Origin of the sequence: Lysobacter enzymogenes, assembly GCF_017168095.1 — a bacterium.
Classification (GTDB): domain Bacteria; phylum Pseudomonadota; class Gammaproteobacteria; order Xanthomonadales; family Xanthomonadaceae; genus Lysobacter; species Lysobacter enzymogenes_D.
In genome coordinates, this window is sequence record NZ_LXSD01000348.1 from 1 (window position 1) to 23858 (window position 23858).

The 23858-nt window shown below is 70.3% G+C and carries 19 protein-coding genes; 12 read left to right on the forward strand and 7 right to left on the reverse strand.

All coding sequences use genetic code 11. The features are described 5' to 3' along the window. The 8 genes from A7A76_RS12950 to A7A76_RS12985 all read left to right on the forward strand — a co-directional run. Positions 1-603: hypothetical protein (locus A7A76_RS12950; RefSeq protein WP_206411573.1), on the forward strand; the 603-nt coding region annotated here is incomplete at its 5' end. A gap of 73 nt (positions 604-676) precedes the next feature. Further along, positions 677-1156 carry a hypothetical protein gene (locus A7A76_RS12955; protein ID WP_206411574.1) on the forward strand — a complete coding sequence of 160 codons (480 nt, stop codon included), beginning with the start codon at positions 677-679 and terminating at the stop codon, positions 1154-1156. 78 nt (positions 1157-1234) lie between these two features. Further along, a complete protein-coding gene (locus A7A76_RS12960) occupies positions 1235-2272 on the forward strand; it encodes a class 1 fructose-bisphosphatase (protein WP_206411575.1) in 1038 nt (345 codons plus the stop codon). 299 nt (positions 2273-2571) lie between these two features. Beyond that, positions 2572-4044 carry a sigma-54 dependent transcriptional regulator gene (locus A7A76_RS12965; protein ID WP_206411576.1) on the forward strand — a complete coding sequence of 491 codons (1473 nt, stop codon included), beginning with the start codon at positions 2572-2574 and terminating at the stop codon, positions 4042-4044. A gap of 209 nt (positions 4045-4253) precedes the next feature. Then, the gene (locus A7A76_RS12970; RefSeq protein ID WP_206411577.1) at positions 4254-5642 is read left to right on the forward strand and encodes a caspase family protein; all 1389 of its coding nucleotides are present in this window, start codon (positions 4254-4256) and stop codon (positions 5640-5642) included. After that, complete coding sequence (locus A7A76_RS12975; protein ID WP_206411578.1) at positions 5639-6472, forward strand: CHAP domain-containing protein; 834 nt, start codon at positions 5639-5641, stop codon at positions 6470-6472. The genes A7A76_RS12970 and A7A76_RS12975 overlap by 4 nt, the downstream gene beginning before the upstream one ends. A gap of 199 nt (positions 6473-6671) precedes the next feature. Continuing rightward, positions 6672-7340, forward strand: a complete 669-nt coding sequence (locus tag A7A76_RS12980) for a hypothetical protein (RefSeq protein WP_206411579.1) — start codon at positions 6672-6674, stop codon at positions 7338-7340. A 455-nt stretch (positions 7341-7795) separates the two neighbouring features. Beyond that, positions 7796-8548 carry a 2OG-Fe(II) oxygenase gene (locus A7A76_RS12985; protein ID WP_206411580.1) on the forward strand — a complete coding sequence of 251 codons (753 nt, stop codon included), beginning with the start codon at positions 7796-7798 and terminating at the stop codon, positions 8546-8548. Positions 8549-8566: 18 nt separating this feature from the next. Here A7A76_RS12985 and A7A76_RS12990 read toward each other — a convergent pair whose 3' ends face one another. The 3 genes from A7A76_RS12990 to A7A76_RS13000 form a co-directional block, all read right to left on the reverse strand. After that, entirely contained in the window at positions 8567-9988 is a 1422-nt protein-coding gene (locus A7A76_RS12990; RefSeq protein ID WP_206411581.1) for an APC family permease, read from the reverse strand. 407 nt (positions 9989-10395) lie between these two features. After that, positions 10396-10830 (reverse strand): response regulator, encoded by a 435-nt coding sequence (locus A7A76_RS12995; protein WP_031374300.1) that lies wholly within the window; start codon positions 10828-10830, stop codon positions 10396-10398. Beyond that, entirely contained in the window at positions 10823-12004 is a 1182-nt protein-coding gene (locus A7A76_RS13000) for a sensor histidine kinase (RefSeq protein ID WP_206411582.1), read from the reverse strand. Before A7A76_RS13000 ends, A7A76_RS12995 begins: the two co-directional genes overlap by 8 nt. A 136-nt stretch (positions 12005-12140) precedes the next feature. Between A7A76_RS13000 and A7A76_RS13005 the strand changes: the two genes are divergently transcribed. The 3 genes from A7A76_RS13005 to A7A76_RS13015 all read left to right on the forward strand — a co-directional run bounded on the left by A7A76_RS13005 (position 12141) and on the right by A7A76_RS13015 (position 16997). After that, positions 12141-13937, forward strand: coding sequence for an SLC13 family permease (locus tag A7A76_RS13005; protein ID WP_206411583.1), 1797 nt, complete (start codon positions 12141-12143; stop codon positions 13935-13937). A gap of 519 nt (positions 13938-14456) precedes the next feature. Then, positions 14457-14675, forward strand: a complete 219-nt coding sequence (locus A7A76_RS13010) for a hypothetical protein (RefSeq protein ID WP_206411584.1) — start codon at positions 14457-14459, stop codon at positions 14673-14675. A 414-nt stretch (positions 14676-15089) separates the two neighbouring features. After that, complete coding sequence (locus A7A76_RS13015; RefSeq protein WP_206411585.1) at positions 15090-16997, forward strand: M4 family metallopeptidase; 1908 nt, start codon at positions 15090-15092, stop codon at positions 16995-16997. A 257-nt stretch (positions 16998-17254) separates the two neighbouring features. Here A7A76_RS13015 and A7A76_RS13020 read toward each other — a convergent pair whose 3' ends face one another. The 3 genes from A7A76_RS13020 to A7A76_RS13030 form a co-directional block, all read right to left on the reverse strand. Then, a complete protein-coding gene (locus A7A76_RS13020; protein ID WP_206411586.1) occupies positions 17255-18364 on the reverse strand; it encodes a lysozyme inhibitor LprI family protein in 1110 nt (369 codons plus the stop codon). A 14-nt stretch (positions 18365-18378) separates the two neighbouring features. Continuing rightward, complete coding sequence (locus A7A76_RS13025; RefSeq protein ID WP_206411587.1) at positions 18379-19221, reverse strand: lysozyme inhibitor LprI family protein; 843 nt, start codon at positions 19219-19221, stop codon at positions 18379-18381. Positions 19222-19489: 268 nt separating this feature from the next. Further along, positions 19490-20392, reverse strand: coding sequence for a LysR family transcriptional regulator (locus A7A76_RS13030; RefSeq protein WP_206411588.1), 903 nt, complete (start codon positions 20390-20392; stop codon positions 19490-19492). A gap of 124 nt (positions 20393-20516) precedes the next feature. Between A7A76_RS13030 and A7A76_RS13035 the strand changes: the two genes are divergently transcribed. Beyond that, positions 20517-22088 carry an MFS transporter gene (locus A7A76_RS13035; protein WP_206411589.1) on the forward strand — a complete coding sequence of 524 codons (1572 nt, stop codon included), beginning with the start codon at positions 20517-20519 and terminating at the stop codon, positions 22086-22088. 267 nt (positions 22089-22355) lie between these two features. On the opposite strand, the gene A7A76_RS13040 is transcribed toward A7A76_RS13035, so the two are convergent. Then, positions 22356-23459, reverse strand: coding sequence for a PA0069 family radical SAM protein (locus A7A76_RS13040; RefSeq protein ID WP_206411590.1), 1104 nt, complete (start codon positions 23457-23459; stop codon positions 22356-22358). Between the last annotated feature and the right edge of the window lie 399 nt (positions 23460-23858).

Consider the following 23858-nt stretch of genomic DNA (forward strand, 5'->3'; position numbering starts at 1 on the left):
GGCCGCCGCCGCAGCGCGCGCGCCGGCCGCGCCGGTCCGCTTCACGTCGCCGCCGCCCGCGCGTTCATCGCCGACATGACCCTGCACGCCTCGTCCGTTCCCTCCGCCGCTGCGGCGGCCCCGCCCTGTTTCGCCGGCCTGCCGGCGCCGGACAGCGACGACTTCGAGACCTTGAGCGCGTTCTGCGAGACGCATCGCATCGAGGCCTTGGCGGCATTGCCGTGGGTCGCGGCGGAGGTCGCCCAGTCCTGCGGCTTCGCCGCGATGCTGCGGCTGGCGCACCGCCACGGCGGCCGCCGCGTCTACCTGCCGCGCGGCCGCAACGCCTGCGCCGCGCGGCTGGGTCTGGAACTCGACGCCGCCGCGCACCGGCGCCTGCTCGACCGCGCCAGCGCCGCCGGCACCATCGAGGTGCCCTCGGCCTGGGGCGTGTTCGTGGCCCTGCGCCGGGTCGCGATCCGCGCCGCGCTGCGCGCCGGTTGCGACCAGCGCGAGATCGCCCATGCGTTCGGGGTGACCGAACGCCATCTGCGCCGCGAAGTCGATTCGCTGCAGGGGCGTGGCGGCGACGCGGCGGCGCGCACGCCCGAATCGCGGCAATAGCGCGCCGGTGCGCGCGGCGCGCGCGGCGCGAATCGGCGACACTGACGGCCCGTTGCCGCCGCCGCCCGCCGCCATGTCCGATGACTCCGGCTCCCGCACCGCGCCGTCCCCGTTCGCCGGCATGCCGGCCGACGGCACCGCGGAGTTCGACGCCTTCGTCGCCTACTGCGAGGCGCACCGGGACGAAGCGCTGCCGGCGCTGCCGTGGGTCGCGGCGGAGATCGCCGCGGCGTCCGGCTTCGCCGCGATGCTGCGCCTGGTCCAGCGCCACGGCGGCCGCCGCATCTACCTGCCGCGCGGCGCCCAAGCCAGCCACGCGCGGCTGGGCGTGGAACTCAGCGCGGCTGCGCGCCAGCGCCTGCTGGAACGCGCCAGCGCCGCCGGCACGATCGAGATCCCTTCGGCCTGGAGCGTGGTCGTGGCCCTGCGCCGGGTCGCCATCCGCGCCGCGGTCCGCGCCGGCGGCGACCCGGGCGAGATCGCCCGCCGCTTCGGCGAGAGCGAAGCCGATTCGCGGCACGCGAACGACGACCCCGCGCCCGACCCAAACTGAACGCGCCGGCGCCCGCGCACGCCGGCGCGGCGCCGACATCGGCGACAATGGCGCCCCCTCTGCGCCAGCGCCCGAGCCATGTCCGCCGTCCTCACGCCCAGCTCCGCCATCTCCCTGACCCGCTACCTGATCGAAGAACAGCGCGCCGGCCGCATCAACGCCGACCTGCGCCTGCTGATCGAAGTGGTCGCGCGCGCCTGCAAGTCGATCTCCATCGCGGTGGGCAAGGGCGCCCTCGGCGGCGTGCTCGGCGATGCCGGCACGGGCAACATCCAGGGCGAGGCGCAGAAGAAGCTCGACGTGCTCAGCAACGAGATCCTGCTCGAAGCCAACGCCTGGGGCGGCCACCTCGCCGGCCTGGCTTCGGAGGAAATGGACACCTCGCACCCGATCCCCGACGTCTATCCGCGCGGCAACTACCTGCTGCTGTTCGATCCCCTCGACGGCTCGTCCAACATCGACGTCAACATCTCGGTCGGCACGATCTTCTCGGTGCTGCGCGCGCCCGACGGCGTGACCCGGGCCGAGGACAAGGATTTCCTGCAGGCCGGCACCGAACAGGTCTGCGCCGGCTACACCACCTACGGCCCCAGCACCATGCTGGTGCTGACCATCGGCCACGGCACCCACGCCTTCACCCTCGACCGCGAGGTCGGCAGCTTCGTGCTGACCACGCGCGACATGCGCATTCCCGACGACACCAAGGAATTCGCGGTCAACATGTCCAACCAGCGCCATTGGCAGCCGCCGATGCAGCGCTACGTCGCCGACCTGCTGGCCGGCAAGGAAGGCCCGCGCGGCAAGGACTTCAACATGCGCTGGGTGGCCTCGATGGTCGCCGACGTGCACCGCATCCTGACCCGCGGCGGCATCTTCAGCTATCCGCTCGACGCCAAGTGCGCCGACAAGGGCGGCAAGCTGCGCCTGATGTACGAAGCCAACCCGATGGCGATGCTGGTCGAACAGGCCGGCGGCGCCGCCAGCACCGGCCGCCAGCGCATGCTGGAAGTGCAGCCCACCGGCCTGCACCAGCGCGTGCCGGTGTTCCTGGGCAGCAAGCACGAAGTCGAAACCGCGGTGCGCTACCACCACGAGTTCGACGCCGAACAGCCGTAACCCGCGCACGCGCGGCGGCCCGCCTTCGCCGCCGCGCTCCCGGCCGGCGCGCACGCGCCGGCTGCGCCGACCCGACCCGGATCGGGCCCGGCCGGCACCGACTGGCACGATCCAATGCGCCCTTCGCACGCATCGCCCACAAGATGTAGCCCCTGCCTGCATCGGCTTAAAGAGACTCACCAAAAACGCATTCGGATGCTACGACCGGCCGTCGCTGGCCGGCTTCCGCCGGGCACTGCGTTGGAGTAATAACAGGGAGCATTCGCGCATTCTTTTTGCGCGCGCGGGGATAAAAAATCATGGCCAACGGGATCCATAGCGATCGGGCGCCGCGCTACGCCGCCCCCCGGCCGGGCAGCGCCAGATCGTCCGCATTGGGCAGCGACAGCGCACGCGAACTGCTCTATCTGAGCCCCGGCGGCGCCGGCCGCATGCACGCGCTGGCGCCGTTGCAGAACCTCGGCTGGACCCTGCGCCGCGCCCACGACGCCCGCGCCGCGCTGCGCCAGCTGCAATCCAGCCCGCGCCTGCCGCATGCGGTGCTGATCGACCTGCGCGAAGGCTTCCAGGCGCGCGACCTCGACGACCTCGGCCCGGCCCTGGCCGCGCACAACGCCGGCTGGATCGCCGGCATCGCCGCCACCCAGCTCGAACACGAGCCGACCCGCCGGCTGATCCGCGATTACTGCTACGACTACGTGACCCTGCCGTGCCCCGAGGCGGTGCTGCACACCGTGATCGGCCACGCCTACGGCATGGCCGCGCTGGCCTGCGGCGCCGACGGCCACGGCGGCCCTGGCGAAACCGGCCTGGACGGCATGATCGGCGACAGCGAACCGATCCGCGCGCTGTGCCGTGGCCTGCACAAGGCCGCCGGCACCGACGCGCCGGTGTTCATCGCCGGCGAGACCGGCACCGGCAAGGAACTGGCGGCGATGGCGGTGCATCGCCACTCGCACCGCGCGCGCCAGCCGTTCGTGGCGATCAACTGCGGCGCGATCGCGCACCCTCTGATGCAGTCGGAACTGTTCGGCTACGAACGCGGCGCCTTCGCCGGCGCGCAGCAACGCAAGCCCGGCCGGATCGAGATGGCCCACGGCGGCACCTTGTTCCTCGACGAAATCGGCGACCTGCCGGCGGACAGCCAGGCCGCGCTGCTGCGCTTCCTGCAGCAAGGCACGATCGAACGCCTCGGCGGCCACGAGCCGGTGCCGGTCGACGTGCGCATCGTCTCGGCCACCCGCCACGATCTCGACCAGGCCGTCGCCGAAGGCAGGTTCCGCGCCGACCTCTACCACCGCCTGTGCGTGCTGCGCCTGCGCCAACCGCCGCTGCGCGAACGCGGCGCCGACATCGACCTGCTCGCCGACCACGCCCTGCAGCGCTACGCCCGCGAAACCTCGCGCGGCATCAAGGGCTTCTCGCCGTGCGCGCGGCTCGCCCTGCATCGCCACAGCTGGCCGGGCAACGTGCGCGAACTGATCAACCGCGTGCGCCAGGCCGTGGTCATGGCCGAAGGTCGCTACCTCACCGCCGCCGACCTGCAGATCGACGACGCCGTGATCGCCGCGCCGACCACCCTGGAAGAAGCCCGCGACACCGCCACCCGCGAAGCGATCGAACGCGCGCTGCAGCGCAATCGCGGCCGGCTCGGCGAATCGGCGCGCGAGCTGGACGTGTCGCGGGTGACGCTGTATCGGTTGATGCAGCGGTTGGGGATGCGGGGTGTGGAGGAAGAAACCGCGGATACGGGCTCGGTCTGCCCGCGGTAGGTTTCTGTCTCATCGAAGACTCATCGATTCGCGCGACGCCGGACATAGCATCGCGTCCGTATTTTTCGCATGTAATTTCTGCCTCCTCGCCCGTCCGTCTGTTTTTATCCGATCGCGTGACCGGTCCGCCACCTGAGCGGCGTTCGCGACAGTAGGCGCGCGTGCGCTCGGGAGCGGACCGCTTCCTCATGGACGACAAAGGGGGACACATGCGTACCTTTCTGATCGCGGCGTCGCTGATGCTGTCATCGGCATTCGCCCCAGCCAATGCCTCAGTCTGCGCAGAGATCGGGGAAAGCAAACCCTTGTCCATTCCCGTCGACTATGGCGGAAAGAAAATCGACAAGCGTCTTTACGACGGAAGCTACGCGCTCATCGTCGGCGCCAGCGACTACCAGATCCTGAGAAAACTGCCGGATGTGAAGATCGAATCGGGCGATCTCGCCGACGCCTTGGCCGCGCAGGGCTTCAAAGTCAGGATGGTCTGCGATCCGACCGCTGGCGGCGACGGCGGGTTGAGCGAAGTCGGCCGTTTCTTCGACCAGTACGGAAAGAACGGAAACAACCGCTTGCTGGTGTTCCTGAGCGGCCATGGCTGGGTCGATCGAGACAATCACGGTTACTTCGCCGCGGTGGAAAGCGTCAATCCTCGCACCGACGAGAACGCCGCAAAGCGCCAGGGCTTTTCGTCCGAGCGGATGATCGAGCTGACCCGCCGCGTCAAAACCCGGCATTTGCTGGTGGTGGTCGACGCCTGCTATTCCGCGTCGTTCTTCACCAACAAGTCGGCCATCGCCATGCCGACCTCCACCAGCGTCGTCGACTTCGAAGCGGCCAGCCAACCCGCCAAATGGTTCTTGACCGCCGGCGACGCGGGACAGGAGACGCCGAGCCCGAGCATCTTTCTGCCAGCGTTGCTATTGGGCATCAGCGGCTACGCCGACCTGATGCCGACCGACGGGATCGTGCGCGGTTCCGAACTCGCCGCCTATGTCCGGCATGTCGTGGCCAACAGCCAGGGCCCGCAAACCACGCCGAACACCGGATACATACCGATCAAGGGCGGAAGCATCAGCGACGATCGCGGCGACCCGATGTTCCGCTACGACCCGGCAATGAAAGAGAAGGCGGCCGACCACATCCGCAGCGCAGGCCTGCAGTACCTGATCGACCGCGATCCGCCTCGCAGCGAAAGCGACGGATGGCCGGATCCCAGGTACCAACTGATCTACTTCCGCAAGGAGGCCGACGGCGACAAGGTCCTGGCGGCCATGAAGAACGCGAGGCTTCCCTATCTGAGCACTCGCCCGGTGCTCGCGCAAACCACGCGCACCAACGGCATCGCTTGCCGTCGCGGCGCGCCCGTCGCGGTGGTCAAGGCCGCCGCGCGAGGGCTGATACAGAACGGCGTTCCCCTTCGGATCATCGACCAAGGCTTCAAACGCGGGCAGTACGACATCCAGCTCCTGCATTTCGGACGCGTCGCCGACGATCGCTTCCGCGACCTCACGTTGCAGGATCTCGACGCGCTGGACGCCTACAAGACCTGCCCGAACGAATTCGTCTTCCGGGCGGAACCCAAGGAGATTGTGCAATGAACGGATACAGCCGACGCGATTTCATCCTCGCCGGTGCGGCCGCCGCCGCCGCAGTACTTTCCCCCTCCGCCGCGCTCGCCGGCGGCGTCGGGCAACCCGGCCAGGACGCCGCCGCCACCGGGTCGTCCGACTTCGGTACCGAGAACCAATGCGGCGATCCTCACGGAGATTCCGAATCGCTTTCCTTCGATCCGCTCAAAGTCCAGCAGTGGGTGTCGGGACAGACGAAAGCCGCCTTCGAACCGCGCATCGAAAAATTCCCGGACAGCCTGTTGGCGGCATCGGCCGGCTACTTGAACATGACCCGCAGCGCCAACGAGGACGATATCTCCCGGATGCTCGCCCTGTTCGACTTGCCGTTCAAATGGGAAAACGGAAAATCAGTGCCCTTCTGCGCCGCGGGCGTGTCTTACGTCGCCGCGATGGTGTACGCCAGACAAGCCGGCGCGCGGAGCTTTTCTTCGGCGGTGCTGCGCAATCATCTTGGGGATATCGACCGCCATCATTTCTATCCCTCGCCGAGCGTCCAGGACATGCTGTACGTCGCCATGGGCAAGCGACGCTGGCTGTCGCGAGCCACGGCGCTCAAGCACGACACCCGTCCCAAGCCTGGTTGGCTGGTGATCTTCGATTGGGATGCCGACGGCGTTCCCGATCATGTCGGACTGGTCGAGGACGCGATCGCAGACAAGCTCAAGACGATCGAGTTCAACACCGCTGCCACGATCGCCGGCAATCAGGTCAACGGCGGCGCGATCGCCCGTCGCGAACGCGACTACGATCGCCGCATCCTCGGCTTCGTTCGGACCGAAATCGTCCGCCCGGTGTAGGCGTCGCCGCTGCGCCCGGCAAATGCGGGGCGCGAACGCCCGCGCCGTCCTATCCGACGACGGCGCGCGATGGGCGCCTGTGCCGGAGTCGGTCGACACGACCGCAAGGCAAGCGCGGGAGCCAGGAAGTCGCAAGCGAGGAGACCGCCATCGACTACGCTCTACCAGCGCGATCACCGATACAGGGAGGCAGCACAGGATGGATCCTCGCATTTCGGTCAACAAGCTCGGCGAATACATGACGGCCACGCCGGCCCGGCGGCGGCAGATCGTCAAGGACCAGAAGAACCGGCCGGCGTTCAAGGCCGCCCGCTACCGGGACGCGCGCGACGCGATCTCCTGCCTCATCGCCTCGGGCGCGGCCGGCGAAACGCGGGCGCGCGATTTCGCCGAAGGCTTGCGGCGGGATCCGGGCGGGTCGCAGTTCGCGATGCACGACCGCGCCCATTCCGCCGCGGCCATCGACACCTTCGTCGAAATCCGCGGCGCGATGAAGCTCGACGACCTGATCGCGGTCTCGGCCGATGCGCGCTGTTCCGACGCGGTCGAGCTGGCCGGCGTGCGCGTGGTCGCGCGTCCGGACGCGCTGCTGCTGGATCCGCGCTCGCTGGCCGTGGTCGGCTGCGTCAAGCTGCATTTTTCCAGGAGCCAGCCGCTGGACGAGAAAGGCGGCAACTACGTCGCCACTGCGATGCAGACCCATCTGGAGCGCAACCTGTCCGCGCCCGGGCTGGTCCGCTCTTCGCGCTGTTATGTGGTGGATATCGCCACGCGCAGGATCCACACCGCGCCCAAGGCCAGAAAACGCCGGCTGGGCGATCTGGCCGCGGCCTGCGAAGAGATCAAGGACCGCTGGGAAAAGCTGTGAGCGCAGAAGACCGGGGTGGACGCTGCGTCCACCCCGGGCACAGCGCGACGCCATCGCCCGCAAGCGCTGCCGCGCCCGCGCTCAGAACGAACCGGGGCGGGATAGCTCGAAACACCGACAGCGCAGCGCACGGCCGGCGAGAGTTCCCGCCGCGGTCTCGCACCCGATTTGCAAGCGATTGATCCCAAAGCGATTCCGCTGCGATCGTCGGCGCCTGACCGGTGCCGCCGCGGGACACCTCGCTCGCCCCCGACGCACGGCCGCAACACCGCCTCCCGCTCGGCTCGCCGCCGCCCCAGCGGCGCCCGTGCTCCTCCCCCGCCTTTGCCGGCGCCCCCGGGGAGCGCGCCGCCGCCGCGTTGCGTTTTCGCAACCGCATTCGCGCATGCGAGGATGGGGCGACGCCGCCGTCGCGCGTTTGTGTCTTATCCGCCCCGTCCCTTCAGGTTGGTTCCATGTCTTCGCACGCACCCGACGCCGCCCGCGACGCCCTGCCCGCCGCCGCCACCGGCGGCGACGATTTCATCGAGGTCTATCCGCAGGTGCTGACCCGCGAGCAATGCGCCGACCTGGTGCGGCGCTTCGACGCCAGCCGCGAGAGCGAACCCGGCCGCGTCGGCGGCGGGGTGATGCCCGACCTCAAGGACAGCCGCGACCTCACCATCACCGGGCGCGAGGGCTGGAAGGACGTCGAAGTCGCGCTGAACCTGGCGGTGTTCCGCGGCCTGCTGCAATACCTGCGCCGCTATCCGCACATGATGATCGCGCCGCTGATGCTGGAAGCGCCCGACGCGCAGGGCAAGCGCCATCGCCTCACCGCCGAGCGCATGGCGCAGATGGACGACGCCCAGCTCGCGCCGATCGCGCAGACCGTGTTCCGCCCCGGCGCGATCAACCTGCAGCGCTACACCGACGGCCGCGGCGGCTATCCCTATTGGCATTGCGAGCTGTACCCGCGCGACGCCCACGCCGACACCCTGCACCGCCACGTGCTGTGGACGATCTACCTCAACGACGGCTTCGGCGAAGGCGAGACCGAGTTCCTGTATCAACGCCGCAAGATCGTCCCGCGCGCCGGCGACCTGCTGATCGCGCCGGCGGCGTTCACCCACACCCACCGCGGCAACCGGCCCAAGGGCGGCGACAAGTACATCGCCACCAGCTGGATCCTGTTCCAGCGCGCCGAGCGTTTGTTCGCCGCCGGCTGACGCGCGCCGCGGCGGCCGTCAGCGCGCGCCGCCGAGCCGCGCGTAGGCGGCCGGGTCGCGGCGCTTCATCGTCCAGGCGCGCAACGCGCAGGCGCCGGCCAGCGCCAGCAGCGCGATCGCGATCGTCCAGGCCGCGGCCGCGCTGCCGCCGGTCAGCGAAGGCAGGTTGAGCAAGACCGTGCACAGCAGCGCCGACAACGCCAGCGCGCTCGCCGCCGGCGCGATCCGGGTGCTCCACACGCCGCCGCCGCGGCCGCGGAAGAAACCGATCACCGCGGCGCTGACCAGAATCTGCGCGCTCAGCAACGCGATCACCGCCAGCGCCGACGCCGAGCCCAAGGCGATGCGCAGCGGATCGTTTTCGACCAGTCCCAACCCCGCCAACGCCAGGATCGACACCGACGCCTGGGCCAGATTGGCGATGTAGGGCGTCTCGTGCTGCGGATGCATCTGCGCCAGCACCGGCCAGATCGCGCCGTCGCGGCCCAACGCATAGAGATAGCGCGAGACCGCGTTCTGCAGACCGACGATGGACGCGAACAGGCTGGTCATCAGCAGCACCGCCATCGCCGTGCTCAAGTCCGGCGACAAGAACCGCGACACCGCCGAGAACCACAACGCGCCGGGGTCGCGCGCGGCCGCGTCGACGACTTCGCCGGGGCCGTAGGCCGCGATCAGCGCCCAGGCCGATCCGGCCAGGGTCGCGGTGACGGCGAGGATCGCCACCAACAGCACGCGCGGCACGGTGCGCTGCGGCGCGCGCGCTTCCTCGCCGTAGACCGCCGCGGTCTCGAAGCCGGCGAAGGCCGCCACCGCGAACACCATCGCCGCGCCGAAGCCGGCCGAGAACACCTGCGCCGGCGCGAACGGCTGCGCGCTCAGGCCTTCCGGCCCGCCGCCGTGCCACAGCACCGACGCGGCGAACGCGGCCAACACCACGAATTCGGCCAGGACCAGGACGCCGAGCAGGCGCGCGGCGAAGGCCAGGTTGCGCTGCGCGCAGAACGGCACCACGGCGTTGACCAGCAAGGCGTTGAACCACCACGGCAGGCCTTCGCCCCACACGTCCTGGCTGAGCTGGGCCATGAAGAAGCCGATCAGGCCGTAGCAGCACAGTTGCAAGGCCATGTACGCCGTGGTCGCCAGCCCGGCCGCGATCAATCCGGCCGGGCGCGACAGGCCGCGCGCGACGCAGGCGTAGAAGGCGCCGGCGTCCGCCACCTGCCGGGTCAAGGCCGCGAAGCCGGCGCCGAACACCAGATAGACCAGGCCGGCGAGCAGGAAACAGCCGGCCATGCCGATGCCGTTGCCCTGGGTCAGCGCCACCGGCACCGCACCGACCAGGCCGATCAGCGGCCCGGTGGTGGCGAACACCAGGGCCAGGATCTGCAGCCAACCGACCGAACCGGCCTTCAAGCGTTGCTCCGGAGTATCGCGCATCAATGCGGGCGTCCCTTCGTGGCGGCCCGCCGCGCACCGGCGGGCTGGAGGCGTCCGGCTGCGCCGACAGGGCGCGGGCGCAGGCCGTCACGGCCTCGACACCGATGTGGACGCAATACGCCTATCGAACGCGGATGTGCCCGCGCGGACATGCTGGCTGGAGGAGCTGTGCTCGGCGGCGTGCTATTGCCATATCCAAGGCACAAAAAAACCGCCTGACAGGCAGCGCCGAGGCGGTTCTTCAGGATGGCCGATCGGCGCCGGGCCAGGCGAGAGCGACCGGGACTGCGGGTGGCCGCGCGACCAAGGCGCCAGCCGCGGACACCGCCACGAGACCCTGTCCGGCGACGCCGGCGCGAAGCTTCGGAGCCACCGGCCGCGGCCACGCCGCGAACGCGGCGCCCGGCTCAGGGATTGCGCGGGTGGTTCAGCACCAGCCAGTACAGCCCGACCTGCTTGACTGCCCAGACGAACTGCTCGAAATCCACCGGCTTCTGGATGTAGCTGTTGACCCCGAGCGCATAGCTGGCTTCGACATCGAACGGCTCGGTGCTGGTGGTCAGCACCACCACCGGCAGGGTCCGGGTGGGCTCGTGGGCGCGGATCGCCTGCAGCACTTCGCGGCCGTCGACCTTGGGCAGGTTCAGGTCCAGCAGCACGATCGACGGCAGGTCGTTGGGGTCGCGGTCGGAGTAACGGCCACGAGCGAACAGGTAATCCAGCGCCTCGGCGCCGTCGCCCATCACCACCAGCCTGTTGGCGATCTTGGCCTCGTCGAACGCGAGCCGGGTCAGCTCGACGTCGTCGGGATTGTCCTCGACCAGCAGGATTTCCTTATGCATCAACGTTTTCCTCGCCTCTCGACACGAGCGGCAACTCGACTGTGAACGTGCTGCCCGCGCCCGGCTCGGCGTGGGCGCGCATGCGGCCGCGGTGGCGCTCGGCGACCCGCCGCGCGATCGCCAGCCCCAGGCCGTGGCCGCCGCCCTGGTCCGGCCCGTGCAGGCGCTGGAAGGGCTCGAACAGCTTGTGAGCATAACGCATGTCGAAACCGCTCCCGTGGTCGCGCACGCTCAGCGCCAGCGTGCCGTCGCGGGTCTCGCCGCCGACCTCGATCCGCACCGGCGCGTCCGCCTCGGCCGCCAGCGCCGAGAACTTCCAGGCGTTGTGCATGAGCTGGGTCAGCATCAGCTTGAGCAGGCGTTCGTCGCCTTCGACCTGCAGCCCCGGCTGCACCTGGACCTCGCCGCGGCGCGACGGGTCGGCGTCCTGCAGCTCGGCGCCGACCCAGTCGGCGAGCAGGCTCAGGTCCACCGGCGCGATCCGCATCTCGGCGCGGGTCACGTGCGACAGCTCGGTCAGCATCGCCAGCAGCCCGGTCATGCGGGTGGCGGCGGCGCGGATCCGGGCCAGGTAATCGCGGTCGGTTTCGTTCAGGCGCTCGCCGGCGCGGTCGGCCAGCAGCGCGGAAAAGCTTTCGATCGAACGCAGCGGCGCGCGCAGGTCGTGGGCGACCGCGTCGGCGAACAGCTGCAATTGCCGGTGCGAGGCGTCCAGCGCGGCGCCGTGCTCGGCCACGCGCGCGCTCAGCGCGATCCCGGCCTCGCGCTCGCCGCGGATGTCGCGCATGTGCGCGATGAAATACTGCGGCGCGCCGTCGTCGGCGCGCATCACCGCCACGTTGAGCTGCACCCACACGTCCGAACCGTCGGCATGGACGTAGCGCTTGTGCTCGTCGACCGAGGCCAGCTCGCCGCTGACCAGGGCCGCGACCAGGTTCTGGCTGATCGCCAGATCGTCGCGGTGGGTGACTTCGCTGTAGTGGTGCCCGCGCAACTGCTCTTCGCGGTAGCCCAGCATCGCGCACAGCGCCGGATTGACCTCCAGCCAGACCCCGTCGGGCGAGACGATGGCCATGCCGATGTTCGACGCGGTCATCGCCAGACGGAAACGATCGTCCTGCGCCGGGTCGTTTCCGGCCTGCGCAGCGGTCGGCAGGGGATGCGGCAGGTTCATCGGATCAGGGTCGGATCGGAGCGCAGCGTCGGCCATCGGCGGCGAATTGGCCGGAAAGTGTAGCCAATGCATCCGTGACGGCAGGGTGGACGGCGCACACGGCATGGACACGGCCACGTCCCGCACAATCGTGCGCATGGACTTTTCCCAGATCGCGTTCCTCCTGATCCTGGCCGGCGCCCTGTACCTGTTCGTCAGCGAACGGCTGCGGGTCGACGTCACCGCCATGCTGACCCTGCTGGCGCTGGTGCTGACCGGGGTGCTCGACGCCAAGCAGGCGCTGTCGGGCTTCGCCAGCGAACCGGCGATCATCGTCGCGGCGGTGTTCGTGATCTCCGGCGGCCTGGCCGCGACCGGCATCACCGAGCGCCTGGGCCAATGGATCGGCCGCGCCGCCGGCCGCAGCGAGGGCCGCGCGATCGCGGTGACGATGCCGGCGGTGGCGGCGCTGTCCTCGTTCACCCACCACGTCATGGTCACGGCGATGATGCTGCCGATCCTGACGAGGTTCGCGAAGTCGCGCGGCCTGTCGGCCTCGCGCCTGCTGATGCCGATGTCGTTCGCCGCCTCGCTCGGCACCACGCTCACGCTGGTCAGCGCGCCGGCGTTCCTGCTCGCCGACAACCTGATCGAACGCACCGGCGCGCCGGGCCTGGGCATCTTCTCGATCACCCCGATCGGCCTGGCCCTGGTCGTGGTCGGCGTGCTGTACATGCTGGCCGCGCGCTGGATGCTGCCCAAGCGCAGCGGCGAGCACGGCGACGACGGCTATCTGCGCCTGGACCGCTACCGCACCGAGCTGCTGGTGGTGGACGGCTCGCGCTGGAGCACGCGGCCGCTGGCGGAACTGCAGAAGGCGCTCGGCGACCGCTTCGTGCTGACCGGCTGGCTGCGCGACGGCGTGCGCCGGCAGGACCTCGGCCCGAGCAGCCCGCTGATCAGCGGCGACCTCCTGCTGGTGGAGGCCTCGGCCGACGCGCTGGCCTCGCTGCACGACGATCCCGGCCTCGACCTCAACGCGGTCGCGCGCTTCGGCGAACACGCCCAGGGCGACGGCGAGGCGCAGCTGGTGCAGGCGCTGGTCGCGCCGGGGTCGGAATTCATCGGCCGCAGCGTGCGCGAGCTCGACTTCGCCCGCCGGTTCAACGCGGTCATCGCCGGCCTGTGGCGGCGCCAGGGCGCGGTCGCGCCGCGCCTGGCCGACGCGCGCCTGCGCGAAGGCGACCTGCTGGTGCTGTGGGGCCGGCCGGCGCGCTTCGCCGAACTGGCCGCGCACCACGGCTTCCTGATGCTGGTGCCGTTCGCCGGCGAAGCGCGCCGGCGCGTGCGCGCGCCGATCGCGCTGGCGATCCTGGCCGCGACCGTGCTCGCCGCGGCGACCGAATGGCTGCCGGCGCCGCTGGCGTTCCTGCTCGGCGCGGTGGCGATGGTGGCCACGCGCTGCGTCGATGTCGAACAGGCCTATCGCGAGATCGACGTGCGCATCTTCGTGATGATCGCCGGCGTGATCCCGCTGGGCGTGGCGATGGAGCAGACCGGCACCGCGCAACTGCTGGCCCAGGGCATGCTGCACGTGATCGCCGGCTGGCCGCCGCTGGCGATCTTGCTGGTGATGTTCACGGTCGCGGCGCTGTTGACCCAGATCCTGTCGGACGCGGCGACGACGGTGCTGCTGGGGCCGATCGCGATTTCGCTGGCGCAGTCGCTGGGCCAGCCGGCGACGCCGTTCGTGGTGTGCACCGCGCTCGGCGCGGTGGTCGCGTTCCTGACCCCGATCGGTCACCACGGCAACCTTCTCATCCTCGGCCCGGGCCAGTACCGCTTCAGCGATTTCCTGCGCATCGGCTTGCCCTTGACCGTGCTCATCGCCTTGGTCAGCGCCTGGATGGCGCGCTGGCTCTGGCTCGGCGGCCCGTTCTGGCCGGGCGGCTGAGGCAGCGCCTGCGCCTCGAGTTCGCCGGCGACCAGGATGACCGTGCCCGCGCCGGGCGTCGCTGGCGCAGCCGCCCACGCCAGCAGCAAGGCCCAGCCCAGCCACGCGCGGCGGCGCGAACGCCGGCGAGGGCGGGCGGGCGGCGCGGCCGTGGTGCTGGCGAGGGCGGGCATGGTCGGTCCTTCACGGCCGCGGCGACGCGGGAGCGGTCAAGGTAAGACCGCCGCCGTCGCGCTTGATCCGCCGAAAGTCTCGGAGCCGCCGGCGGTTACAGGCGGCGTTCAGTCGTTGGCGACGGCGCCGCGAGGCGATGGCCGACGGCCCGATCAGACATTTCCTACAGCGCAGCCGCGAGTCTTCCGAGGGCGAAGGACTGCGGCTTCGTTCAAGTTAGCCGCGCCCCGAAGCGCATCCGATGCGCTCGCCAGGCAGCCCGCCCGGCCACGGGAGGGTTCGCCGTCGCGAGCGGACGGCGAAGCGCGGCCGGGGCCTCATCGTTCGCCATCCACGCAGGGCGTCATGGTCTTCACGGTGCAACTCAACGAATCCAGCTACCACGGCCGCACCTTGTCCTGCGACGTGGCCGAGGCGCGCTTCGACGACGCGGCCTCGGCGTCGGCCGCGGCCAAGGCCGAAGCCTTCGACCTGTCGATGCAGCTGCGCAGGGCGGTGGCGATCCGCATCTTCGAAGACAGCCGCATCTACCTGTCGCACATCATGCCGGCGCCCATGCGCTGAGCGTTGCATCGACAGCCCTTGTAGGAGCGGCGCAAGCCGCGACCGCGCAGTTTCCGCTCGCGTCGAAACGTTCGTCGTAGTTGCGATGCCGCAGTCGCGGCTCGCGCCGCTCCTACAGGGCGAAGACGAAACGTTCGTCGTCGATCGAGCATCGCGCTCTTAGACGCGCATCTCACTTCTTCGATTCCGCGCGCGCCTTTCGCGCCGACAAGGTGGGGGGATGCGCATGCCGCCGCGTTCGCAGCTAAGGGGAAACGCTGCAGCGCCTGCGCCTTCACTCGTCGTAAGACGCGCCGCCGCGGCCGCACCGACTCCCTGCCGTTGTGCAGTACCGCCGTAACCGCGCAGCAAGGCGCGGCGGCGATTTTGCGTTCTTTTCTCTTTTCGCTTTGCATGACTCGGAGACCCAAGGTTATGTCGATCAAGCACAAGGTGCTCACCGCATCGATCCTGCTGGCCATCACCGGCACCACCGCGACTGCGCTGATCACCGCGCAGCGCAATGCCGGCGCCGATGCGGGCAACGCCACTCGCAGCGCCGGCGCGCAAGCCGCCAACGCCGCCGCGCAGCGCAACGCGCACGCGCCGGCCGCGCACGCCACGCTGCAGCAGCCTTTCGCCGACGCCAGCGCGCGCTCGGGCGCGACGCCGCAGGCGCAGCTGGACAACCACCCGGCGGTGCAGCGCGCACGCGAACTGCTGCAGGCCGACAAGGCCCGCAGCGCCGCCGCGCACGGCCTGTCCGGCGCCGACGCCGGCGCCGCGCTGGCCGCGGAAAGCTATCGGCCGCGCGACGTGATCGTCGAAGCCGACGGCAGCGAGCACGTGCGCTTCCAGCGCGATTACCAGGGCCTGCCGGTGATCGGCGGCGACCTGGTCACCCACGCCAGGAACGGCCTGCTGACCTCGATCAGCAAGACGCTCGACCTCGCCCTCGGCAACAACGGCGCCGCGCCCAACGCCAGGCTTTCCTCCGCGCAGGCCATCGCCGACGCCGGCGTGCACTTCGCCGGGCGCTTCCTCGAGCAGCCCAAGTCGCGCATGGTCTACTTCGCCAAGGACAACCAGCCCAGGCTGGCCTATGAAGTCACCTTCCGCGGCCTCAACCAGGCGCAGCGCCCGGTCCACGACCTGATCTACGTCGATGCCGACAACGGCGGCCTGCTCGGCCGCGACAGCCGCATCTACAGCGCCGAAAGCACCGAAACCAGCGGCTACACCATCACCCGCGGCAAGGTGAACATCACCACCGCCAAGGTCGGCGCCGAGGAAAGCGGCGGCCGCGGCCCGGGCTACCTGCTGCGCGACGACAAGCGCGGCGGCGGCACCACCCACGACACCGGCGGCACCGTGGTCGACCTGATCTTCGGCGGCGGCGACTTCAGCGCGCCGGCGATGTTCGACGCCGACAACGTCTGGGGCGACGAGCAGATGAGCAACGTCGCGCGCACCGGCGTGGAAGCCCACTACGGCGTGGCCCGCACCTGGGACTACTACAAGAAGTTCTACGACCGCCTGGGCATCTTCGGCGACGGCGTCGGCGTGCAGAGCTTCGTCAACGTCACCTTCAGCTATTTCTTCTTCGACATCGGCGGCACCAACGCGTTCTGGGACGGCGAGGCCAAGCGCATGGTCTACGGCAACGGCGACTACGGCGTGTCCAACCCGGTGGTGGCGATCGACGTGGCCGGCCACGAGATGTCGCATGGCGTGACCCAGGCGACCTCGGGCCTGCTGTATTCCGGCGACGCCGGCGGCCTCAACGAAGCGACCTCCGACATCCACGGCACCCTGGTCGAGTTCTTCGACAACAGCCCGAAGGATCCGCCGGATTATCTGATCGGCGAGAACGTCAACCTCGACGGCACGCCGCTGCGCTACATGTTCAAGCCGAGCCTGGACAAGGACGCCGACGGCAACGGCTCGTTCGACTGCTATCCGGCGGCCGGCTTCGCCGACGAGGATCCGCACTACACCTCCGGCATCGGCAACCACTTCTTCTACCTGCTCGCCGAAGGCCAGAAGGTGCCCAAGTCGCACCGCAAGAGCCTGCTGCCGTCCGACCTGGTGTGCAACGGCGCGACCGGCCTGAAGGGCCTGACGCCGGTGGTCGCCGGGCAGATCTGGTACCGCGCCAACACCTTGTACCTGACCTCGCAGGCGAGCTATCCGGACGCGCGCGTGGCGACCCAGACCGCGGCCCAGGACCTGGTCGACCGCGGCCTGCTCAAGGCCAGCGCGGTCAAGACCGTGGCCTGCGCTTGGGAAGCGGTGAACGTGGGCTTGCCGGAAGGCTCGGACGCGGCGCGCTGCAAGAAGTAACCGCGGCGGCGTTCGGCGTGGTCGATACGCAACGCAAAGCGCCGGGACTTCGGTCCCGGCGCTTTTTCGTCAGCGCGGCGTAGCGACTGCGGAGCGTGGATTGCGACGCGAGACCGATGCCCCGCGGTCGCGGCTTGCGCCGCTCCTACAGGGGCTTCGGCTGCGCGGCGCAGCGACTGTAGGAGCGGCGCAAGCCGCGACCGCGAAATCGTCTTACGACGCGAACCTGAAATCTGGTCGGTCGCAGCGACCCATGCTCAAGGCTTCGGCGGCGGCGACTGGAAATACCAACCGTCGAGCGTGCCGTTGAGGCCGCAGAACTCGGACATCGGCTTGGGCGCGCCCTTGGCGTCGAGTTCGCGCACGCGCACGGCCAGACCGATGCGGGTCAGCTCCAGCGCACTGCCTTCGTTGTCGCCTTCCGCGCGCGCGACCACGCGCTCGTCGCTGCCGCGGCCGGACACTTCGGCGTCGCACACCCAGCGCCCGTCGAGCGGATGGGCGGCGTTGCCGCGCACCGCGTACTCGCCCTTGGCGTTGCGGCGGATCTCCAGGCCGCCGGCGAAGTTGTTCCAGTCGCCGACCAGGCCCTTGCTCGGGTATTCGCGGATGCGATCGAGCTCATTGAACCGCCCGTCGAGCTGCTCGCGCAGCACCTTGGCGCGGTCGCCGCGCGCGGCGTTCTCATAGGCGGCGTCGCGGATGCTCATGAAGTAGCGCTGGTCCTCGCGCAGGCCCTGCGCGGGTTCGCCGGAGAAGCGCTGCAGCAATTCAGCGTAGCGGTGGGCGATCGCCGAATCGGTGCGCGCAGCAACGGGGTCGGCGCAGATGCCGCGTTCCACCGGCGTCCTGGCCTTGGCGCAATCGAAGGAAGGGTGCGCCTTGCCGTCGTCGAAGAACGGATAGGCCGAGAAATCCACGATGTCGATCTTGTCGCGCGCGACCCGGCGGTAGCGCGAGCCTTCGTCGATCTTGCCCTGGCAGCCGGCGACGTCGGCGCCGACCCAGTGCAGCTCCGCGCCGCAACGCAACAGATAGTTCGGCGCCTGCGACGGCGTGCGCGGTTCGCAGCGCGTGGCGCCGATCGCGCAGCCTTCCGGATCGAACTCGACCCGCGCGCCGACCAGCCGGCCCTTGAACAGGTTGGTGCCGCCGGTGTTGCTGGCGCGCCAGTTCCACGCGCCGCGGATTTGCGCGCCGCGCTGTTCCAGCTGCAGGCTCTGGCACCACAGTTCGCCCTGGTAGCGCTTGCAGGCCTGCCAGGTGCCGTCGAAAGAAGCCGCGGGCGCGGCCTGGGCGAAGGCCGGCGCGAACGCGGGCGCGGCGAGCAGCAGCGCGGCGGCGAGCAGGCGTAGTGAGTTCGTCATGAAAGCGTCCTGGCTCAGGAATAGAACGGAATGCGCTGCAGCTTGTACACGCCGTCGACGCGCTTGAACACGCGCTGGCTGTGGATGTCGTCGTTTTCCAGCAGGTACTCGCCCGGCTCGATCACGCCCGGCGCCTGCACCTCGCCGTTCTCGTCCTCGCCCGAGTCGAGCTTGCGCGAGTACGCGCGCACCCGGTTGGCCTTGAGCGCGGCGCGCACCGCCGCGGTGACGATGCGGTCGTACTTGGCGATCACTTCGGCCTGATCGCGCGCGCTGGCCGATTGCTTGCGCTGCTGCGCGTCGCAGGGGTCGTTGCCGGGCAGGCAGCTGCTGCCGTTGCTGAAATCCGCGAACGGGCGCGCGGTCATCTTCGCCACCGCCACGCGATCGTCGGCGGCCACCGCCTTGCGCAGGTCGGCGATGAAGACCTTGAAGTCGCCGTGGCGGTCGTAGCGATAGTCGAGCTTGTCCTTGGCCGGCGCGACGGCGGCGGCCTGCGCCGGCGTCAGCGCCTCGCCCCAGTCGCGGCGCAACTGCGCGATGCGCTGCTGGTAGGCGCTGCGGATGCAGGCCGCGTCGCGGCATTCGTTGCGGCCGGCGAGCCAGCGCGCATTCTCGGAAGCGACCGGATCGACCTGCCAGCCAGTCTCGCCGTCGACGCCGCGGGTTTCGGCGCGGATCTGCTGGTAGAGCGCGTTCATTTCGCTGTCCAGACGCGACAGCTCGGCGTCGGCGCAGATGGTTTTTTCGACCTGGGTGCGGGCGCGGCGGCAATCGAAGCCGGCGGCCTGGCTCAGCGCGGCGACGCCGAGCAGGGCCAGCGCCGCGCAGGCGCGGAACGGGACGGATCGGAACATGCGGAGTCCTTGCGGGAAGGGGAAGGCGCGCACGGCAGAACGCGCGCAGCGGCGCGAAGCCGGAGACCAACGTGCGGGGGACAGCGGGGGGGTAAGCATCCGTGCGGCGGCGTCCTGGAAGATCCGGCGACGCGGCGCCGGCGATTCGAACGAAACGGCCGCGCGCCCGGTGGCGCGGCGCGCTGGCGGCATTGTCGGCCACGCCGCGCGCCGGTGCCAGCGCGGCCGCGCTGCGGCCACAGTCGGCCAGATCGATGCGTTGCGCCGCTCAGGCGATCGGCTTGTGCCGGAACAAACGCTCGCCGATGAAATCCAGGAACACCCGCAGCTTCGGCGACACGTGCCGGTGCGCCGGCCACAACGCCCAGAACTGCCCGCGCTGGGTTTCGAACCCCGGCAGCACGCGCTGCAGGCGCCCGGCGGCGAGGTGCTCGCGCACCAGGAAATCGACCGAATAGACGATGCCGAGCCCGTGCACCGCCGCCTCCACCGCCGCTTCGCTGTTGTTGCACACCAGCGCCGCCGGCAGGTGCGGCGCGACTTCGCCGGGCTCCAGCCGCAGCGACCATTCCTGCAGCTTGCCGCTGTTGGCGAAGCGGAAATGGATGCAGTCGTGCCCGGCCAGGTCGGCCGGCGCGCGCGGCTCGCCGCGCCGCGCCAGGTAGTCGGGCGCGGCGCACAACATGAAGCAGAACGGCCCGAGCCGGCGCGCGCGCAGGCGCGAGTCGGGCATGTCGCCGCTGCGGATGGCGGCATCGAAACCGCCGTCGATGACGTCGACGATCTGGTCGTTGAAGTCCAGCTCCAGCTCGACCTGTGGATAACACTGGCGGAACTCGCCCAGCACCGGAACGAGGAAGCGGTAGCCCACGGTCGGCAGGCTGATGCGCAGGCGCCCGCGCGGCGCCTGCATGGCCTGGGTCAGCGCGGCTTCGGCGTCTTCCAGTTCGTCCAGCAGCGGCTTGCAGCGCTCGTAGAACTGGCGGCCTTCCTCGGTCAGCTGGACGTTGCGGGTGTTGCGCTGTAGCAGGCGCACGCCGAGCTGCTGCTCCAGCCGCGCCACGCTCTTGCCCACCGCCGACGACGACACCCCGAGCTGGCGCGCGGCGGCGACGAAGCTGCGCGCGTGGGCGGTGCGGACGAAGGCGAGCAGGCTGCCGAGCTTGTCCATGCGGCGGTCCTCGGGGGCGAGGCGGCCATTATGGCCATTTGCTCCATAAAGCATGAACCGGGACGGTGTTTTTCGCCGATTGCGGCGCACCTAAGCTGACCCACCGTCCCCCACGGCCGACCGCATGTCCGCTTCCCCCTCTCCCGTCGCCGGGCCCGCGCCCGGCGGCCACGACCGTTTCTGGATCCTCGGCGCCGTCTGCCTGGCCGGACTGGTGCTGCCGCTGAGCTTCACCGCGCCGCCGGTGGCGATCCCGGCGATCGCCGCCGAACTCGGCGGCAGCCCGGTGGCGCTGAACTGGATGACCAACGCCTTCATGCTCGCCTTCGGCAGCTGCCTGATGGCCGCCGGCACGCTCGCCGACACCTACGGGCGCAAGCGCGTGTTCGCCACCGGCATCCTCGCCTATGCCGCGGTCTCGCTGCTGCTGGCGCTGGCGCCGAGCCTGGCCGCGCTCAACGCGTTGCGGGTGCTGCAAGGCATCGCCGCGGCGCTGGCGCTGGCCGGCGGCAACGCGGCGCTGTCGCAGGAGTTCCACGGCCCGGCGCGGATCCGCGCCTTCAGCCTGCTCGGCACCGCGTTCGGCCTGGGCCTGGCGTTCGGGCCGAGCCTGGCCGGCTGGCTGGTGCAGACGCAGGGCTGGCGCTCGGTGTTCCTGTCGAGCCTGGCCATCGCCGTGCTGGCGACGGTGTTCGGCGTGCCGCGCATGCGCGAATCGCGCGATCCCGACGCCGGCGGCCTGGACTGGCGCGGCAGCCTGAGCTCGACCGCGATGCTGGCGCTGCTGACCATCGGCGTGCTGCAGGCGCCCGAGCGCGGCTGGGGCGATCCGTGGGTGCTGGCGGCGCTGATCGGTTCGGCGCTGTTGCTGGTGTGGTTCGTGCGGATCGAAACGCGCGCGGTTCGGCCGATGCTCGACCTGAGCCTGCTGCGCTATCCGCGCTTCGTCGGCGCGCAGTTGCTGCCGATCGGCACCGGGCTGTGCTATCTCGCGCTGATCGTGCTGCTGCCGGTGCGGCTGATCGGCATCCACGGCCTGGGCACGCTCGATGCCGGGCTGATGATGATCGCGCTGTCGGCGCCGATGCTGGTGGTGCCGATGCTCGCCGCGGTGCTCAACCACCGCGTGGCCGCCTCGAGCTTGTGCGCGGCCGGCCTGCTGCTGGCCGCGGCCGGGTTGGCGTGGCTCGGCTGGGCCGCCGGGCGCGGCGAGGTTTACGGGCTGATCGCGCCGATGCTGTTGATCGGCACCGGCTCGGCGATTCCGTGGGGGCTGATGGACGGCCTGGCGATCAGCGTGGTGCCGAAGGAACGCGCCGGCATGGCCGCCGGCGTGTTCGGCGCCAGCCGCGTATCGGGCGAGGGCATCGCCCTGGCGGTGGTGGCCGCGGCGCTGGCCGGGCTGTTGCAGTGGCGGCTCGGCCATGCCGGCGCGGCCGCGGGCGAGGCCTTGAACCAGGCGGCGCAGCGACTGGCCACCGGCGACGCCGCGCGCGCGCAGGCGCTGCTGCCGCAGCTCGCGCCGGCGGCGTTGCGCGCGGCCTACGACGGCGCGTTCGCGTGGCTGATGTATGCGCTGGCCGCGGCGACGGCGGCGGTGGCGTGGGTGGTGTATGCCTTGCTGGGGCCGGCGGCGGAGGTAGCGGGGCAGACGCCGCTGGCGGGCGAAGCGTTGTGCGAGGACGCCGCGCGGTGAAGGCGGCTGTGCGGGCGTCTGGCGCCGCACGAAGAGAGTGTCGCCGTGTTTGCGGTGGCGCGGTCGCGGCTCGCGCCGCTCCTACAGTCGCTGCGTCGCGGCCGAAGCCCCTGTAGGAGCGGCGCGAGCCGCGACCGCGAAAACCGGTCTACATCGCCATTCCGAAGCCGCAGGTGTCGACAACGAATCCGCATCGCTGCCCGCATCTGTGGACAACCACACCGCTCGCCACCGACACGGCCGAATCCGCGGACTTATCCACCGCCCTCAAAACAACTCCATCTGCGGCGTCGGCTTGCGCGGCGCGACGAACCGGCTCGTATCCAGCGCCGGCAAACGCCCGAACCCATGCCGCTTCCAGGCCTTCTGGAAACGCTGTCCGATCAGCTGCGCGAACGGCCCGTGCCCGCGCATGCGATGGCCGAAGCGCGCGTCGTAATCCTTGCCGCCGCTCATCTGCTGGACCAGGCTCATCACGTGCGCGGCGCGGTCGGGGTAGTGCAGTTGCAGCCAGTCGCGCCAGACCTGCTTGAGCTCGTGCGGCAGCCGCAGCAGCACATAGCCCGCGGCGCGCGCGCCGGCCGCGTGCGCGGCTTCGAGAATGCGCTCGATCTCGCCGTCGTTGATCATCGGAATCACCGGCGCGACCATCACCCCCACCGGCACGCCGGCCTGCGCCAAGGTGCGCATCGCCTTGAGCCGCGAATGCGGCGCCGAGGCGCGCGGCTCCATCCGCGCCGAGAGCTGGTTGTCGAGCGTGGTCACCGAGAAATACACCGACACCAGCCCGCGCTGCGCCATCGACGCCAGCACTTCGACGTCACGCACGATCGAGGCGTTCTTGGTGATCAGACTGAAAGGATGCGAACAGGCGTCGAGCACCTCGATCACCCCGCGGGTGATGCGGAAGCGGCGCTCGATCGGCTGGTAGGAATCGGTGTTGATGCCCAGCGCGATCGGCGCGCACTGGTAACCCGGGCGCGCCAGTTCGTTCTGCAGGCGCTCGGCGGCGTTGGTCTTGGCGAACAGCCGGGTTTCGAAATCCAGGCCCGGCGACAGTTCGAGGTAGGCGTGCGAGGGCCGGGCGAAGCAGTAGACGCAGCCGTGCTCGCAACCGCGGTAGGGGTTCACCGACTGGCCGAAGGCGATGTCGGGCGAGTCGTTGCGGCTGATGATGCTGCGCGCGGTCTCCTGCGTAACCACCGTGTCCGGGCGCGCGGCGAGCTCGGCGTCGTCGTAGACCGAGCCCCAGCCGTCGTCCTCGCCGTGGGCGGTGCGCACGGCGAAGCGGCCGTCGACGAAGTTGGCCGCGCCGCGGCCCTTGATCGCCGCCGGCTGCATCGAAAGCTGGGTTTTGCGCGCCGAATCCATGCGCCCCAGCTTAGGCCGATGCCGTCGCAGCGGACGCGACGCCACGGCCGGATCGATGCGCGGCCGCGGGCCGACTGTGGATAAACCCGGCCGGCGGGGCTGTGGACAACCGGTCAGGCAGATGAACGAGCCGGCGCTTATCGACAGCACTTATCCCCAGCCGTCCCCGTTCAGGAAAACCCGCGCCAGCGGTCGCTTTGCGCGGGTTTGTTCACAGCGCTGCCCACGAGTTATCCCCAAGCTCGGCCGGCGTTCTGTTGGTGAAGGGATTTGCCGGATCGGGCCGGATGAAACGGGGCGCGGTTGCGGCAGGCGCGGTGACTGACGGCGCGAGATCGAGCGGCGCGGTCGCGGCTTGCGCCGCTCCTACAGTCGCTGCGCCGTAGCCCAAACCTCCCT

Bases quoted from the DNA above. Each gene is read 5' to 3' on its own strand.
- A7A76_RS12955 (WP_206411574.1), top strand. From the start codon at position 677: ATGTCCGATGACTCCGGCTCCCGCACCGCGCCGTCCCCGTTCGCCGGC.
- A7A76_RS12960 (WP_206411575.1), top strand. From the start codon at position 1,235: ATGTCCGCCGTCCTCACGCCCAGCTCCGCCATCTCCCTGACCCGCTAC.
- A7A76_RS12965 (WP_206411576.1), top strand. From the start codon at position 2,572: ATGGCCAACGGGATCCATAGCGATCGGGCGCCGCGCTACGCCGCCCCC.
- A7A76_RS12970 (WP_206411577.1), top strand. From the start codon at position 4,254: ATGCGTACCTTTCTGATCGCGGCGTCGCTGATGCTGTCATCGGCATTC.
- A7A76_RS12975 (WP_206411578.1), top strand. From the start codon at position 5,639: ATGAACGGATACAGCCGACGCGATTTCATCCTCGCCGGTGCGGCCGCC.
- A7A76_RS12980 (WP_206411579.1), top strand. From the start codon at position 6,672: ATGGATCCTCGCATTTCGGTCAACAAGCTCGGCGAATACATGACGGCC.
- A7A76_RS12985 (WP_206411580.1), top strand. From the start codon at position 7,796: ATGTCTTCGCACGCACCCGACGCCGCCCGCGACGCCCTGCCCGCCGCC.
- A7A76_RS12990 (WP_206411581.1), bottom strand. From the start codon at position 9,988: ATGCGCGATACTCCGGAGCAACGCTTGAAGGCCGGTTCGGTCGGTTGG.
- A7A76_RS12995 (WP_031374300.1), bottom strand. From the start codon at position 10,830: ATGCATAAGGAAATCCTGCTGGTCGAGGACAATCCCGACGACGTCGAG.
- A7A76_RS13000 (WP_206411582.1), bottom strand. From the start codon at position 12,004: ATGAACCTGCCGCATCCCCTGCCGACCGCTGCGCAGGCCGGAAACGAC.
- A7A76_RS13005 (WP_206411583.1), top strand. From the start codon at position 12,141: ATGGACTTTTCCCAGATCGCGTTCCTCCTGATCCTGGCCGGCGCCCTG.
- A7A76_RS13010 (WP_206411584.1), top strand. From the start codon at position 14,457: ATGGTCTTCACGGTGCAACTCAACGAATCCAGCTACCACGGCCGCACC.
- A7A76_RS13015 (WP_206411585.1), top strand. From the start codon at position 15,090: ATGTCGATCAAGCACAAGGTGCTCACCGCATCGATCCTGCTGGCCATC.
- A7A76_RS13020 (WP_206411586.1), bottom strand. From the start codon at position 18,364: ATGACGAACTCACTACGCCTGCTCGCCGCCGCGCTGCTGCTCGCCGCG.
- A7A76_RS13025 (WP_206411587.1), bottom strand. From the start codon at position 19,221: ATGTTCCGATCCGTCCCGTTCCGCGCCTGCGCGGCGCTGGCCCTGCTC.
- A7A76_RS13030 (WP_206411588.1), bottom strand. From the start codon at position 20,392: ATGGACAAGCTCGGCAGCCTGCTCGCCTTCGTCCGCACCGCCCACGCG.
- A7A76_RS13035 (WP_206411589.1), top strand. From the start codon at position 20,517: ATGTCCGCTTCCCCCTCTCCCGTCGCCGGGCCCGCGCCCGGCGGCCAC.
- A7A76_RS13040 (WP_206411590.1), bottom strand. From the start codon at position 23,459: ATGGATTCGGCGCGCAAAACCCAGCTTTCGATGCAGCCGGCGGCGATC.